A 13,112-nucleotide genomic window follows, 5' to 3' on the forward strand; every position below is an offset into this window, starting at 1 on the left:
GCCCTGTCGGCGTCAGATGGCGGCCTTGCGGCTCTCGTCGAGATAGATCTCGCGCAGGCGGCGCGCCTGCGGGCCCGGCGTGCCGTCGCCCAGCGCCACGCCGTCGATCTCGACCACCGGCATCACGAAGGTCGAGGCCGAGGTGATGAAGGCCTCGTCCGCGGCCTTGGCCTCGTCGATGGTGAAATTGCGCTCCTCGACCTCCATCTGGGCTTCACGCGCAAAGCGCAGCACCGCGGCGCGGGTGATGCCGTGCAGGATGTCGTTGGACAGGGCCCGGGTGACGATCCGGTTGCCCTTGATGAAATAGGCGTTGTTGCTGGTGCCCTCGGTGACATAGCCGTCCTCGATCATCCAGGCATCGTCGACCCCGGCCTTCTTGGCCATCATCTTGCCCATCGAGGGATAGAGCAGCTGCACCGTCTTGATGTCACGCCGCGCCCAGCGGGCATCCTCGATCGAGATCACGCGGATCCCGGTCCGGGCCGCCGGGCTGTCGGCCAGCCCCGGCTTGGACTGGGTGAACAGCACCAGCGTGGGCGCCACCTCCTCGGGGTCAGGGAAGACGAAGTCGCGATCGGGCGCCGCCCCGCGCGTGACCTGCAGGTAGACCAGCCCCTCCTCGATGCCGTTGAGCTCGACCAGCTTGCGGTGGATCTCCAGCAGCTCGTCGGGGGTGCAGGGCGCGCGCATGTCCAGCTCGTCCAGCGAGCGCTGCAGCCGCTTGGCGTGGCCTTCGAAATCCACCAGCTTGCCATCCAGCACGCTGGTCACCTCGTAGACGCCGTCGGCCATCAGGAAGGCCCGGTCGAAGATCGACACCTTGGCCTCGGTCTCGGGCAGGTACTCTCCGTTGACATAGACGGTGCGGGTCATGGTCATGCTCCTTGATGTGAAGAACCGGCGCGGCCAAAGGCAAGGCGGGCGCGGTCGTCTTAGAATGCGCCCCCGCGTGAGACAAGTTCGAAAGCCCGAGCGGGCGCCTGCGTCGCGCCCCTAGCCCCAGAGCGCCGGTGCGGGCGGGTGCACGCCATCGGCGTCGAAGCGCAGCGGCGCATCGCGATCCTCGGCCAGCAGCAGCGGGCCGTCCAGGTCGGTCACCGCGGCGCCCTGCGCCACCAGCACCGCCGGCGCCATGGCCAGCGAAGAGCCGACCATGCAGCCCACCATGACGCCATAGCCCGCCTCGCGGGCGGCGGCGCGCAGGGCCAGCGCCTCGGTCAGACCGCCGGTCTTGTCCAGCTTGATGTTCACCATGTCGTACTTGCCCGCCAGCCCCGGCAGCGAGGCGCGGTCATGGCAGCTCTCGTCGGCGCAGATCGGCACAGGGCGGTCCAGCCCGCGCAGCGCCTCGTCCTCGCCCGCCGGAAGGGGCTGTTCCACCAGCGCCACGCCCAGCCGCTGCAGATGCGGGGCCAGCTCGGCATAGACGGGCGCCGACCAGCCCTCGTTGGCATCCACGATGATCCGCGCCTCGGGCGCGCCGCGCCGCACGGCTTCCAGCCGGGGCATGTCATCCGGCGTGCCCAGCTTGATCTTGAGCAGCGGGCGATGCGCGTGGCGCCGCGCCGCGGCCTCCATGTCCTCAGGCGCGCCCAGCGACAGCGTGTAGGCGGTGATCTCGGGGCCCGGCGCGGGCAGGCCCGCCAGTTCCCAGACACGTTTGCCGGCGGCCTTGGCCTCCAGGTCCCAGAGCGCGCAATCCACCGCGTTGCGCGCCGCACCGGCCGGCAGCGCCTCCTGCAGGGCGGTGCGCGTGATCCCGTCGGGCAGCCCCGCGATCTGCCCGGTCACGCTGTCCAGCGTCTCGTCATACCGGGCATAGGGCACGCATTCGCCCTGCCCGGTCACGCCGTCGCGCGTGATGCGCACGGTCAGGACCTTTGCCTCGGTCCGGCTGCCGCGCGAGATCGTGAACGCCTCGGCCAGCCGGAACACGTCGCGGGTTACCTCGATGCCCATGGCGGCACCTCCTGTTGCGTCTTGCTGCGGAAAAGACCCGGCCATCGCCCTTGCGCGGCCGGGGCGGAGCGCCCTGCGGGACGGCGGGCGGGGCGAGGTGCCGCAGGCACGAGCGCCGTCCCGTCCGCCCCGCGCAGGGCCTCAGAGCTCGGCCAGCGCCGCGGCCAGCCGGTCGGCGCCGTGGCGGAACGGGTCCACCGTGGGCAGGCCCATGCGGTCCTCGATCTCGCGGCAATAGCGCTCGGCCTCGGCATCGCCCATGTGCTGGGTGTTGATCGACACGCCCACCACGCGGCAGTCGGGATTGCACACATGCGCCAGCTGCAGCGACAGGTCGCGCACCGCCTCCAGCGCCGGCAGACCGTAATCCGGCAGGCCGCGCATATGGGTGCGGGTCGGTTCGTGGCACAGCACCAGCGCATCGGGCTGCCCGCCATGGATCAGCGCCAGCGACACCCCCGAGAAGGAGACATGGTACAGGCTGCCCTGCCCCTCGATCACGTCCCAGTGGTCGGGATCGTTCTCGGGCGTCAGCCACTCGATCGAGCCGGCCATGAAATCGGCCACCACCGCGTCCAGCGGCACGCCGTCCCCGGTGATCAGGATGCCGGTCTGGCCGGTGGCGCGGAAGGTGGACTTCATGCCGCGCGCCCGCATCGCGGCGTCCAGCGCCAGCGTGGTGTACATCTTGCCGACCGAGCAGTCGGTGCCCACGGCCAGCACCCGCTTGCCGGCCCGCTTGCGCCCGTCCGCGATGGGATACTCCACCTCGGGCACGCGCACGTCATGCAGGCTGCGCCCGCACGCCTCGGCCACGGCGACGAGGTCGGGCTCGTCACGCAGCAGGTTGTGCAGCCCCGAGGCCAGGTCGAACCCTTCCTCCAGCGCCGCCACCAGCACCTTCTTCCAGGCCTGGCTGATCTTGCCGCCGCGGTTGGCCACGCCGATCACCAGCGTCTTGGCGCCGGCGGCCTTGGCCTGTTCCAGGGTCATGTCCTCCAGCTTGAGGTCGGCCTTGCAGCCCTCCATGCGCAGCTGGCCCACGCAGTTCTCGGGACGCCAGTCCCGGATGCCCTGTGCCACCTTGGCGGCCAGCCCATCCGGCGCGTCGCCCAGAAACAGCAGATACGGTGTCTCGATCATCGCGCTCTCCCTTGTCAGGTTTTGCGATACCATGCCTGCCCGGGTCCGGGAAAGGCTTCCGAAATCCGGCGCGCCCCCGCCCGATCCCGGGGGATCTGCCCGATTTTTCACCCTTTCTTCGAAGATCCATGCATGCGCCCGCCCGGGGCCCCGCGCCAATGACGGTCTTTTCGCTTGCGCAGCATTGCGCAATTTCATAACCCGTGGAGCGAGAAAAGCGCAACTTCCTTCCACGAGGCCAATCACATGTCCTTCCGCATCCAGCCCGCCGCGCCGGCCCGCCCCAATCGCTGCCAGCTTTTCGGCCCGGCCTCGAACACCAAGCTGCCGCCCAAGATGGCCGCATCGGCCGCCGACGTGATCAATATCGACCTCGAGGATTCGGTCGCGCCCTCGGACAAGGACATGGCCCGCAAGCTGGCGATCGAGGCGATCGGCGATGTCGACTGGGGCGCCAAGACCCTGTCGGTGCGCATCAACGGGCTGGACACGCCCTTCTGGTACCGCGACGTGGTGGACCTGCTGGAACAGGCCTCCGAGCGGCTCGACCAGATCATGATCCCCAAGGTGGGCTGCGCGGCCGACATCTACGCGGTGGATGCGCTGGTCACCGCGGTGGAACGCGCCAAGGGCCGGGCCAAGCCGATCAAGTTCGAGGTCATCATCGAGAGCGCCGCCGGCATCGCCCATGTAGAGGAGATCGCCGCCGCCAGCCCCCGGCTCGAGGCGATGAGCCTGGGCGCCGCGGATTTCGCGGCCTCGATGGGCATGGCCACCACCGGCATCGGCGGCACGCAGGAGAATTACTACATGATCCGCGAGGGGCAGAAGCACTGGTCGGACCCGTGGCACTGGGCGCAGGCCGCCATCGTCGCCGCCTGCCGCACCCATGGCGTGCTGCCGGTGGACGGACCCTTCGGCGATTTCTCGGATGATGACGGGTTCCGCGCCCAGGCGCTGCGCTCGGCCACGCTGGGCATGGTGGGCAAATGGGCGATCCATCCCAAGCAGGTGGCGCTGGCCAACGAGGTCTTCACCCCGACCGAGGAAGCGGTGGCCGATGCGCGCGCCATCCTTGCCGCCATGGAAGAGGCCAAGGCCCGCGGCGAGGGCGCGACCACTTACAAGGGCAAGCTGATCGACATCGCCTCGATCAAGCAGGCCGAGGTCATCGTGCGCCAGTCCGAGATGATCGCCGGCATGTGAGCCCGCCGTTTCGGACAATTCGGAGATTTGCGGCGCCGAAACGTACGAAACGTCCAGATCCGGGGGGCCCGTCGCGCCGCGCGGCGGGCCCGGCCGGTCAGGCGCGTTCATCCTTGGGCGAGCCCATGACCACGAAGGTGGTCAACGTGTTGACCTGCGGCAGCGCGCCGAGGATCTCGGTATGGAAATGCTTGTAGGCGGCGAGATCCGCCGCCTCGATCCGCAACAGGTATTCCACCGTCCCGGTCACGTTGTGACATTCGCGCACCTGCGGCGCCGCCTGCATCGCGGCCTCGAAAGCCTCCTGCGCGCGCTTGGTGTGCTGGCTGAGCCCCACGGTCAGGTAGGCGACGAAGCCGATGCCGGTCTTCTCCGGGCTGAGCACGGCGCGGTAGCCGCGGATCACGCCCGAACGCTCCAGCGCCGCTGTGCGCCGCAGGCAGGCCGAGGGCGACAGGCCCACCTGCTCGGACAGGGCGAGGTTGCTGAGCCGCCCGTCCCGGCTCAGCGCGCGCAATATCCTGCGGTCAATGTCGTCAAGATCGCTCATGAATTGCAAATCTAGCGAGTTTTCGCTGCATCTTGCAACCTTTCGCCACGCGGCCTGCGGCATCCCTATGCCATGACACCGGATCTTCTGCTTGCCCTCGCCCTGTTCTGTGCCGCCACGCTGTTCACGCCGGGGCCCAACAACCTGATGCTTATGGCCTCGGGCGCCAATTTCGGCCTGCGCCGTACCCTGCCGCACCTGATAGGGGTCGCCTTCGGCTTTCCGATGATGATCGTGCCGGTGGGCCTCGGCGTGATGCAGGTCTTCGATCTCTGGCCGCTTTCCTACCTGGCGCTGCGCATCGTCTCGGTCGCCTACCTGCTCTACCTGGCCTGGAAGATCGCCCATGCCGCCCCGCCGGCCGAGGCCGAGGCGGGCGCCAGCCCGCTGAGCTTCCTGCAGGCGGCCGGCTTCCAATGGGTCAACCCCAAGGCCTGGTCCATGGCGCTGGGGGCGATCACGCTTTACGCCGCGAGCCGCGACATCGGCGCGATCCTCTGGGTCGCGGGCACCTTCGCCGCGCTGGGGACGGTCTCGGCGGTGACCTGGACCCTGCTGGGCACCGGGGTGCGCCGCCTTCTGGCGCGGCCATCGCGGCTGCGTGCCTTCAACTGGACCATGGCGGCGCTGCTGGTCCTGTCCATGGCGCCGGTGCTGCTGGCCGGACGGGCCTGAGCGGTTTCGGATCGCTGACGCGATCCGACCGGCCGGGGGCTGCGCCCCCGGACCCCGCTTTCGAGTATTTTCGGAAAGATGAAAGCCGGGCGCGGCGGCGTCAGCGCAGGGGCAGGCAGATTTCGGTGACGAGATCCGCGGGCGCGGTGGTTGGGGGGGTCGTTGAGGTAGCGCTCGAAGGGCGGGCGATCGGCGGGTTCCTCGCCGCTGTCGGGCAGCCAGGTGCCGTAGAGCTGGTCCCAGGCGGCAGGCAGACCGGAATAGGGGCCCGTGAGCGTGAGCACGGCGTGGCGGCCGCCGGGGATCGTGACGGCATGCAGGTCCGAGGGCATGGCGACGTGGTCGCCCACGACGATGCCGGCTTCGGCGCGCAGCTGGTCCTCGGGCGTGTCGGCGGGCGAATCGAGGTAGATGCCGGCCATGCCGCGCGCCTCGGGCCAGAGATCGCGGGCCGCGAAGACCGCCGCCACCTGTTCGAAGGCGCGGCCGATCTTGTGATAGGCGCCGCCATGGGACAGCGCGGCAAGGCGCAGGGGGGCGAGGTCGCGGATCTCGATGGGCAGCATGGGGTCGGCTCCTGTCCTGGATGGTCTGCTTGGGTGGACCAGCGTGTCGGGCCGCGCCGCGGCGCGGAAGGCGCGCGGGCTCATCCCGTAGCGCGCCCGGAAGACGCGCGCGAAGCTTTGCGGGTTGTCGTAGCCCACGCGCCGGGCCACGGTCTCCTCTGGCCAGTCCGTCTGGACCAGCCAGACTGCCGCGCGATGGGTGCGCACACGGCGCACCGCCTCGGCGCAGGTCTCGCCGGTCATGGCATGGAACACCCGGTGCCAGTGGAAGCGCGACAGGGCCGCCACGTCGGCCAGCGCATCCAGCGACAGATCGCCATCGGGATGGTCGAAGATGTGTTGCAGCACGCGGCGGATGCGGGTTTCGTAGCTGTCGGACATGGGCGGGCAAGCGGCCTCTTGCGGCGGCTCATGCGCCCATCCAAGCACAGGACGCGCGACAAATCTTGCTGGAATGCCCCGCGATCGCCCTTTCGCCGCTTTGTTGCATTCGCCGGCGGGCGGCGCCATATAGCGGCGAGCATGACGGAGGCGCCGCGGATGACCCATTACCTCGACTTCGAAAAGCCCCTGGCCGAGATCGAAGGCAAGGCGGAAGAGCTGCGCGCCATGGCGCGGGGCACGTCCGAGATGGATGTCTCGGCCGAGGCGGCGGCGCTGGACCAGAAGGCAGCGCAGCTGCTCAAGGATCTTTATGCCAAACTGACGCCCTGGCGGAAATGCCAGGTGGCGCGCCATCCCGAGCGGCCGCATTGCAAGGATTACATCGAGGCGCTGTTCACCGAGTACATGCCGCTGGCGGGCGACCGGAACTTTGCCGAGGACGAGGCCGTGATGGGCGGGCTGGCCCGGTTCGAGGACCAACCCGTGGTGGTGATCGGCCACGAGAAGGGCCATGACACGGGCTCGCGGCTCAAGCGCAATTTCGGCATGGCCCGGCCCGAGGGCTATCGCAAGGCGGTGCGGCTGATGGACATGGCCGACCGGTTCGGCCTGCCGGTGGTCACGCTGGTGGACACGCCGGGCGCCTATCCCGGCAAGGGCGCCGAGGAGCGCGGCCAGTCCGAGGCGATCGCGCGCGCCACCGAGAAATGCCTGCAGATCGGCGTGCCGCTGGTCAGCGTGGTGATCGGCGAGGGCGGCTCGGGCGGGGCGGTGGCCTTTGCCACGGCCAACCGGGTGGCGATGCTGGAGCACTCGGTCTACTCGGTGATCTCGCCCGAGGGCTGTGCCTCTATCCTGTGGAAGGATGCCGAGAAGATGCGCGAGGCGGCCGAGGCGCTGCGCCTGACCGCGCAGGACCTGCTCAAGCTGGGCGTCTGCGACCGGGTCATCCCCGAGCCGCTGGGCGGGGCGCATCGCGCACCGGCCGACACCGTGGCCGCGGTGGGTGCCGCGATCGGGCAGATGCTGAGCGAGATGTCAGGCACGTCGCGGGCCGAGCTGGTGGCGGCGCGGCGGTCGAAATTCCTGGCCATCGGCTCCAAGGGGCTGGCGGCCTGATACGGGCGCGGCCCCGCGGCGTAACAAATCCCACATCCAAGTGACCGCATGTCAGGCGGTTGTGCAGTGACACGGCGCGCGCCTGCGACATAGTGCATCGCATGGAATTGCTGTTCGCATATGGCGCGGGTCTGCTGACCCTGATCAACCCCTGCGTGGTGCCGGTGCTGCCCATCGTCATCGCCACCGCCCTGCAGGCCAGCCGGCTGGGGCCGCTGGCCATGGCCGGCGGTCTGAGCCTGTCCTTCGTGACGCTGGGTGTCGGCGTCACCGCCTTCGGCCACCTGGTCGGGCTGGATATCGACACGATCGCCCGCGCGGGCGCCATTGTCATGGTGCTGTTCGGTCTGGCGCTGTTGCTGCCGCAGGCCGGCGCCGTGCTGGAGGGTGCCACGGCCGGGCTGGCGCGGCAGGCCGATGCGCGGCTGGACGATGTCGACCGCGAAGGCTTGCGCGGCCAGTTCCTGGGCGGGCTGCTGCTGGGCGCGGTCTGGAGCCCCTGCATCGGGCCGACGCTGGGCGGCGCCATCAGCCTGGCCAGCCAGGGCGAGAGCCTGGGCCGCGCCACGGCAATCATGATCTTCTTCGCGCTGGGGGTCTCGACCCTGATCCTTGGCCTCGCCTACGGAACGCGCGGCGCCATCGGGCGACACTCGGCACGGCTGCGCGCGCTGGCCGGGGTGGCGCGGCCGATCCTGGGCGTGACCTTTGTCGCGGTCGGGCTGGCGCTGTTCTTCCGCCTGCATCACGTGATCGAGGCCTGGCTGATCGGCGTCCTGCCGGCCTGGCTGATCGACCTCTCCGTTTCGCTTTGACCTTGTCCACGACCCAGAGGAGGCTTTTCATGGACCGCCGGACCTTTCTGACCCTGACCGCGGGCGCCTGCGCCCTGCCCTTCGCCGCCACGGCCGCGCCGATGGCCTACACGCCGGGGCTGGTGCAAGAGCGGCTGCAGGCGGGCGACACCGTGTTCCTCGACTTCAAGGCCGACTGGTGTTCGACCTGCGCCGCGCAGGAGCGCGTGATCAAGGCACTCAAGGACCAGAACCCCGATTACGAGGCCAACATCACCTTCATCGACGTGGACTGGGACGCGTTCGGCGATTCGGAACTGGCGACATCGCTGCGCATCCCGCGCCGCTCGACGCTGGTCGTGCTGAAGGGCGAGCAGGAGTTGGGCCGGCTGGTGGCGCAGACCTCGCAGAGCGCGATCAAGGGGCTGATGGACACGGCGCTTGGCGCCGCCGTCGGCTGAGCCGGGACAGGCCTCAGGGTGTTGCACTTCGCGACAGGCGGCGCAGCGCCCAGGCGGTGGTCAGCGGGCCGATCACCTCGAAGATCACCGTGGTCCCGATGGCGAGCGAGAGCAGGATCTCGCCCGCCTCGGGGAAATCCTGCGCGGCGACCAGCGCCATGCCCACGGCCACCCCGGCCTGCGACAGCAGCGCCGCGCCCGACAGCTGGCTTTCCCGCGCATCGAGCCCGCCCAGCCGGCCGCCCAGCCAGCCGCCCAGCAGGCGGCCGGCGATCCGCAGCACCACATAGGCCAGCCCCAGCCCGCCGATCGCCCAGAGCGCGGCAAGGTCCAGCGTGGCACCTGCCAGCAGGAAGAACAGCGCGAGGAAGGGCCACTCGATGCGCTCGATCTCGTGGAAGGCGTAGTCGTGGTGCAGGGCGCGGTTCACGATCACCGCCCCCGCCGTCATCCCCGCCAGCAGGTAGGAGACGTCCAGCCAGAGCGCCAGCCCGGCCGTCAGGAAGACCAGCCCCAGCGCCTCGACCTGCTGCGGCTCGCCTTCGCGGACCCGGCCGGTCAGCACCGCGCCGGGCAGCCCCAGCGCGAGCCCCAGCGCCAGCGCGCCGCCCAGCTCCCACAGGGCGCGCCAGAGATGGTCCAGCGACATGCCCTCGCCCCCCAGCGCCTGCGCGGCGACCAGCGCGAGCGCAAAGACGATCATGCCCCAGGCGTCGTCCACCGCCACCACGCCGCGCAGCGTCAGGGTGAAGCGCGTCTCGGCCCCGTGCTCGCGCAGCACCTCCTGCGTGGCGGCCGGGTCGGTCGCCGTTGCGATGGCGCCGGCGAGGATGGCCAATGGTGCGGCCACGCCCAGCAGCAGCAGCCCGCCGGTCACCACCGCCACCGTGGCCAGCACGATCCCCGCCGACAGCCACAGGATCGCGCGGCCATGGGCGCGCAGCGTCTCGGTGCGCAGCGTGCCGCCCAGCAGGAAGGCCACCATGGTCAGCGCGATGGTCGAGAGCGCATCGGCAAAGGGCAGCGCGCCGTTGCTGACCAGGCCCAGCCCGCCCTCGCCCACGGCCAGCCCCAACAGCAGCAGCAGGGTGACCCTTGGTACCCGCGTGCGCCGGCCCAGCGTGTCGGCGGCAAGCGCGGCCAGGAAGAGCGCGCCCAGTACGATGAAGATCTCGGCCAACCCGGTCACGGCGCCTAGCCCGCCAGCATGCGCAGACCCTGCGTGACGTCGGTGCGCACGGCAAGGCGCAGGCCGGGCTCGTCCCCGGCCTTGAGCGCGGCGATGATCAGGCGGTGATATTGCGGCGCCTCGGTGCGGCGCAGCCGGCCGTAGAGCGCGCGCATGGTGGGGCCCAGCTGCAGCCAGACCGTCTCGGCCATGGCCAGCATGGCGGGTGCCTGCGCGCGCAGGTAGAGCGTGCGGTGGAACTCAAGGTTGGTGCGGATATAGCCCACCGCGTCGCGGTTGCTGACCACGTCGGCAATGGCGCCATTGATGGTCTGCAAGCGGTCGATCAGCGCGATATGGGCCCGCGGCAGCGCGCGCGAGGCCAGCTCGACCTCGAGCAGGGCGCGCAGCTCGGCCAGCTCCTCGATCCGCTCGTTCGAGGGCTCGGGCGTCGAGACCCGCCCCGAAGAGCTCATCTGCAGCGCGCCCTCGGCCACCAGCCGGTTCACCGCCTCGCGCGCGGGCGTCATCGAGACGCCGAACTCGCGCCCCAACCCGCGCAGGGTCAGCGCCTCCCCGGGGCCGATCTGGCCGTGCATGATACGCGTGCGCAACCCGCGATAGACGCGGTCATGGGCCGAGACGGCGATTTCGGGCTTCACGGCAGCTTGCATGGCACCATCTGTGATCACGAATCCGCAGCCCGTCAATGGCGCCGTGACAGGGCTCAGCCCGCGTCGAAGCGGTAGCGGTGCAGTTCGTGCCCGTGGGCGCGCAGCCAGTTGCGCGACGGCTGCCAGTCGCCGTAGAGCGCGCGCACCTGGTCCCAGAAGGCGGCCGAGTGATTCATATGGCGCAGATGGGCGACCTCATGCGCGGCGACATAGTCCAGCACGCGCGGATCGGCGAGGATCAGCCGCCACGAGAACATCAGCCCGCCATCATGGGTGCACGACCCCCAGCGCGAGCGCGTGTCGCGCAGCGTCAGCCGGTCATAGCCGCGCCCCAGCCGGCCGGCATACAGGTCGCAGGCCTCCGACAGCCGGTCGCGCGCCCGCGCCCTGAGCCAGCCCTTGAGCCGCGCGGCGATGCGCGCCTCGGGCCCCGGCACCCAGAGCACGCCGTCGGCCTGCCGCACGCTGCGCCCCTGCCCCGGCCGGATCTCGTGCAGCGCCCCCTCGACCGGCAAGCGCGCGCCGGCGCGGATCGTCACGCTGCCCGGCTGGCGGGCAAGATGGCCGCGCAGCCAGTCCTCCTTCTCGCGCAGAAAGGCCACGCCCTGCGCCTCGGGCACGGCGTCCGGCAGGGTCAGCGTCACGCGCCCGTCCAGCTGCGAGATTCGCAGCGACAGGCGCCGCGCCCGGGCCGAGCGCCGCAGGTTGACCTCGATCGGAGGGTTGCCCGTCAGCCGGATCTGCCCCATATGCCCCTCAGCGTTGCCCATGCCGCCCGCGTCACCGCCAAAGGCTTTGACAGCTTTGTGCTCTTATGGCAGGGGACGCTGATTGTCGACAAGACTCAAGAGTTCGAAGGGGACCTCCCATGCCCAAGGAAGAATGGGGTACGAAACGCGTCTGCCCGACCACCGGCAAGCGCTTTTACGACCTCAACCGCGACCCGATCGTCAGCCCCTATACCGGCGAGGTGGTCAACCTCGATACCGGCAAGAAGAGCATGATCGCGGCCGACAGCGAAGACAAGGCGAAGAAGTCCAAGGACACCGGCAAGACCTCGGACGACCTGATCGACGACGATGATGTCGACGTGGATCTGGACGACGATGACGTGCTGGAAGACGACGAGGACGACAACGTCTCGCTCGACGACATCACCGACGTGTCCAACGAGGACGAGGAGAGCTGAGCTTTCCGCGACGGCGGGGTGAGAAAATCGCGATCCGGGGTGTTTTTTCCGCTTGAACCTCTCCCCGGCTTTGCGTAATCACCCCGACACGGCGCCGCTGGCGCCACCCAGGAGATGGGGCCTTAGCTCAGCTGGGAGAGCGCTACAATGGCATTGTAGAGGTCAGGGGTTCGATCCCCCTAGGCTCCACCATCCTCCTCCTACCCTTCCAATTCGATGCGGTCTCTGGCCTTCGGCTTGGCGTAACGTCACGCGGGTTGCCGGGCATTGCGCCCGATGACAGCGCCAAGGAGCTGCCGATCCGGGCACACGGCAACGCCCTCCCGCTCAATCACCCCCCTGACAGGAATGCCGCGAAATCGGCCACGTGCCGGCGCAGGACCGGGCCCGAGCGGTGCACGAGGTAATAGCCCTTGCCCGTCCGGTCGCGATGCGGGCCCAGCGGCGCGAGCGCCCCGGAACCGATCTCATCCTTCAGCAACGTGGCACTCGCCAGGGCAAGTCCCTCGCCCGCGATGGCGCGGCCGATGGTATGGCTGTAGGTCCGGCAGGGCTCCCGGCGCAGGCCCGACAGGATCGGCGGGTCGTGCCGCTTGAGCCAGACCTCCCAGTTGATCCAGTCCGGCGTGACGCGGTCGTAGTCCAGCAGGCACAGGCTCTGCGGATCGGCCTCGAAGCGGTCCCGGCAGGCCGGCGACAGTACGGGTGTCAGCACCTCGTCCATGAGCCGTTCGCCCTCCCACCCGTTGGGCGGCGCGGCGGCATAGATGATCGCCAGATCGTGGTCGTCCGAGAGCAGGGTCGCCGGATCGTCCGACACCACGGTCTCGACCGGGCAGGCGGCCGCGCCGATGGCAAAGGCCCGGATCCGCGGAAACAGCCAGAAGACTGAGACCGCGTTGTTCGCCGCGATTCGCACCGCCGGGCTTGCCGGCGCCCGCGCCCCCGCTAACGAGGCCTCGAGATAGTCGAGCGCCATGGCCACCGGCTCGGCCAGCTTGGCGCCGGTGGGCGTGGCGGCCAGGCTGCGCGCGCCGCGTTCGAACAGGGGCGTGCCAAGCCAGTCCTCGAGCTGCCGGATCCGTTTCGAGACCGCCGCCTGAGAGACATAGAGCTCGGACGAGGCCGCGGTGAACCCGCCATTGCGCATGACCGCGTCGAAGAAGACCAGCGTATCGAGCGGCGGCAGGGATTTGCGGGTGCGATGCATTCCTTTTGGTT

14 protein-coding genes, 1 tRNA gene and 1 pseudogene are annotated in these 13,112 nt (G+C 69.8%); 7 read left to right on the forward strand and 9 right to left on the reverse strand.

Annotation, left to right across the window (positions count from 1 at the left end):
- Positions 1–12 precede the first annotated feature (12 nt).
- The 3 genes from AVJ23_RS12640 to dgcN all read right to left on the reverse strand — a co-directional run bounded on the left by AVJ23_RS12640 (position 13) and on the right by dgcN (position 3,105).
- A complete protein-coding gene (locus tag AVJ23_RS12640) occupies positions 13–876 on the reverse strand; it encodes a D-amino-acid transaminase (RefSeq protein WP_058862569.1) in 864 nt (287 codons plus the stop codon).
- Between the two features lie 120 nt (positions 877–996).
- Positions 997–1,962: an N-acetyl-D-Glu racemase DgcA gene (dgcA, locus tag AVJ23_RS12645; protein ID WP_058862570.1), complete on the reverse strand. Its 966-nt coding sequence runs from the start codon at positions 1,960–1,962 to the stop codon at positions 997–999.
- A gap of 141 nt (positions 1,963–2,103) precedes the next feature.
- The gene (gene dgcN, locus AVJ23_RS12650) at positions 2,104–3,105 is read right to left on the reverse strand and encodes an N-acetyltransferase DgcN (protein WP_058862571.1); all 1,002 of its coding nucleotides are present in this window, start codon (positions 3,103–3,105) and stop codon (positions 2,104–2,106) included.
- Positions 3,106–3,351: 246 nt separating this feature from the next.
- On the opposite strand from dgcN, the gene AVJ23_RS12655 reads away from it, so the two are divergent.
- Entirely contained in the window at positions 3,352–4,311 is a 960-nt protein-coding gene (locus AVJ23_RS12655) for an L-malyl-CoA/beta-methylmalyl-CoA lyase (RefSeq protein WP_058862572.1), read from the forward strand.
- A gap of 97 nt (positions 4,312–4,408) precedes the next feature.
- Here the strand turns inward: AVJ23_RS12655 and AVJ23_RS12660 are convergent, their stop codons facing one another.
- Positions 4,409–4,861, reverse strand: a complete 453-nt coding sequence (locus AVJ23_RS12660; RefSeq protein ID WP_058862573.1) for an Lrp/AsnC family transcriptional regulator — start codon at positions 4,859–4,861, stop codon at positions 4,409–4,411.
- 72 nt (positions 4,862–4,933) lie between these two features.
- Between AVJ23_RS12660 and AVJ23_RS12665 the strand changes: the two genes are divergently transcribed.
- The gene (locus AVJ23_RS12665) at positions 4,934–5,536 is read left to right on the forward strand and encodes a LysE family translocator (protein ID WP_058862574.1); all 603 of its coding nucleotides are present in this window, start codon (positions 4,934–4,936) and stop codon (positions 5,534–5,536) included.
- A 212-nt stretch (positions 5,537–5,748) separates the two neighbouring features.
- On the opposite strand, the pseudogene AVJ23_RS12670 reads toward AVJ23_RS12665, so the two are convergent.
- Positions 5,749–6,651 (reverse strand): annotated as a pseudogene (locus AVJ23_RS12670) (AraC family transcriptional regulator); the annotation flags it as partial.
- Between AVJ23_RS12670 and AVJ23_RS12675 the strand changes: the two are divergent.
- From AVJ23_RS12675 to AVJ23_RS12685, 3 genes are all read left to right on the forward strand, one after another.
- The gene (locus AVJ23_RS12675) at positions 6,643–7,605 is read left to right on the forward strand and encodes an acetyl-CoA carboxylase carboxyltransferase subunit alpha (protein ID WP_058862575.1); all 963 of its coding nucleotides are present in this window, start codon (positions 6,643–6,645) and stop codon (positions 7,603–7,605) included. The pseudogene AVJ23_RS12670 and the gene AVJ23_RS12675 sit on opposite strands and share 9 nt — an antisense overlap.
- A 101-nt stretch (positions 7,606–7,706) precedes the next feature.
- On the forward strand, positions 7,707–8,420 hold the full coding sequence (locus tag AVJ23_RS12680; protein WP_058862576.1) for a cytochrome c biogenesis CcdA family protein: 714 nt from the start codon (positions 7,707–7,709) through the stop codon (positions 8,418–8,420).
- A gap of 29 nt (positions 8,421–8,449) precedes the next feature.
- Positions 8,450–8,860 (forward strand): thioredoxin family protein, encoded by a 411-nt coding sequence (locus AVJ23_RS12685; RefSeq protein WP_058862577.1) that lies wholly within the window; start codon positions 8,450–8,452, stop codon positions 8,858–8,860.
- Between the two features lie 13 nt (positions 8,861–8,873).
- Here the strand turns inward: AVJ23_RS12685 and AVJ23_RS12690 are convergent, their stop codons facing one another.
- Genes AVJ23_RS12690 through AVJ23_RS12700 form a run of 3 tightly spaced genes read right to left on the reverse strand, consistent with a single transcriptional unit; the run spans position 8,874 to position 11,451 of the window.
- On the reverse strand, positions 8,874–10,049 hold the full coding sequence (locus AVJ23_RS12690; protein WP_240484638.1) for a cation:proton antiporter: 1,176 nt from the start codon (positions 10,047–10,049) through the stop codon (positions 8,874–8,876).
- Positions 10,050–10,054: 5 nt separating this feature from the next.
- Positions 10,055–10,702, reverse strand: a complete 648-nt coding sequence (locus AVJ23_RS12695; protein ID WP_058862578.1) for a GntR family transcriptional regulator — start codon at positions 10,700–10,702, stop codon at positions 10,055–10,057.
- Between the two features lie 53 nt (positions 10,703–10,755).
- Positions 10,756–11,451, reverse strand: a complete 696-nt coding sequence (locus tag AVJ23_RS12700) for a M48 family metallopeptidase (protein WP_058862579.1) — start codon at positions 11,449–11,451, stop codon at positions 10,756–10,758.
- Between the two features lie 119 nt (positions 11,452–11,570).
- On the opposite strand from AVJ23_RS12700, the gene AVJ23_RS12705 reads away from it, so the two are divergent.
- Positions 11,571–11,891, forward strand: coding sequence for a TIGR02300 family protein (locus AVJ23_RS12705; protein ID WP_058862580.1), 321 nt, complete (start codon positions 11,571–11,573; stop codon positions 11,889–11,891).
- Positions 11,892–12,007: 116 nt separating this feature from the next.
- Positions 12,008–12,083 (forward strand) — tRNA-Ala (locus AVJ23_RS12710).
- A 139-nt stretch (positions 12,084–12,222) separates the two neighbouring features.
- Here AVJ23_RS12710 and AVJ23_RS12715 read toward each other — a convergent pair.
- Complete coding sequence (locus tag AVJ23_RS12715) at positions 12,223–13,101, reverse strand: LysR family transcriptional regulator (RefSeq protein ID WP_058862581.1); 879 nt, start codon at positions 13,099–13,101, stop codon at positions 12,223–12,225.
- Positions 13,102–13,112: the final 11 nt, after the last annotated feature.

This window comes from Pseudoponticoccus marisrubri, from assembly GCF_001482405.1.
In the GTDB taxonomy this organism is placed as follows: domain Bacteria; phylum Pseudomonadota; class Alphaproteobacteria; order Rhodobacterales; family Rhodobacteraceae; genus Pseudoponticoccus; species Pseudoponticoccus marisrubri.

What these genes read in the sequence shown, in the direction of transcription:
- AVJ23_RS12640 (WP_058862569.1), bottom strand. Translation starts at nt 876, where the DNA reads ATGACCCGCACCGTCTATGTCAACGGAGAGTACCTGCCCGAGACCGAG.
- AVJ23_RS12705 (WP_058862580.1), top strand. Translation starts at nt 11,571, where the DNA reads ATGCCCAAGGAAGAATGGGGTACGAAACGCGTCTGCCCGACCACCGGC.
- AVJ23_RS12680 (WP_058862576.1), top strand. Translation starts at nt 7,707, where the DNA reads ATGGAATTGCTGTTCGCATATGGCGCGGGTCTGCTGACCCTGATCAAC.
- AVJ23_RS12695 (WP_058862578.1), bottom strand. Translation starts at nt 10,702, where the DNA reads ATGCAAGCTGCCGTGAAGCCCGAAATCGCCGTCTCGGCCCATGACCGC.
- AVJ23_RS12700 (WP_058862579.1), bottom strand. Translation starts at nt 11,451, where the DNA reads ATGGGGCAGATCCGGCTGACGGGCAACCCTCCGATCGAGGTCAACCTG.
- dgcN (WP_058862571.1), bottom strand. Translation starts at nt 3,105, where the DNA reads ATGATCGAGACACCGTATCTGCTGTTTCTGGGCGACGCGCCGGATGGG.
- AVJ23_RS12660 (WP_058862573.1), bottom strand. Translation starts at nt 4,861, where the DNA reads ATGAGCGATCTTGACGACATTGACCGCAGGATATTGCGCGCGCTGAGC.
- AVJ23_RS12685 (WP_058862577.1), top strand. Translation starts at nt 8,450, where the DNA reads ATGGACCGCCGGACCTTTCTGACCCTGACCGCGGGCGCCTGCGCCCTG.
- dgcA (WP_058862570.1), bottom strand. Translation starts at nt 1,962, where the DNA reads ATGGGCATCGAGGTAACCCGCGACGTGTTCCGGCTGGCCGAGGCGTTC.
- AVJ23_RS12665 (WP_058862574.1), top strand. Translation starts at nt 4,934, where the DNA reads ATGACACCGGATCTTCTGCTTGCCCTCGCCCTGTTCTGTGCCGCCACG.
- AVJ23_RS12675 (WP_058862575.1), top strand. Translation starts at nt 6,643, where the DNA reads ATGACCCATTACCTCGACTTCGAAAAGCCCCTGGCCGAGATCGAAGGC.
- AVJ23_RS12655 (WP_058862572.1), top strand. Translation starts at nt 3,352, where the DNA reads ATGTCCTTCCGCATCCAGCCCGCCGCGCCGGCCCGCCCCAATCGCTGC.
- AVJ23_RS12715 (WP_058862581.1), bottom strand. Translation starts at nt 13,101, where the DNA reads ATGCATCGCACCCGCAAATCCCTGCCGCCGCTCGATACGCTGGTCTTC.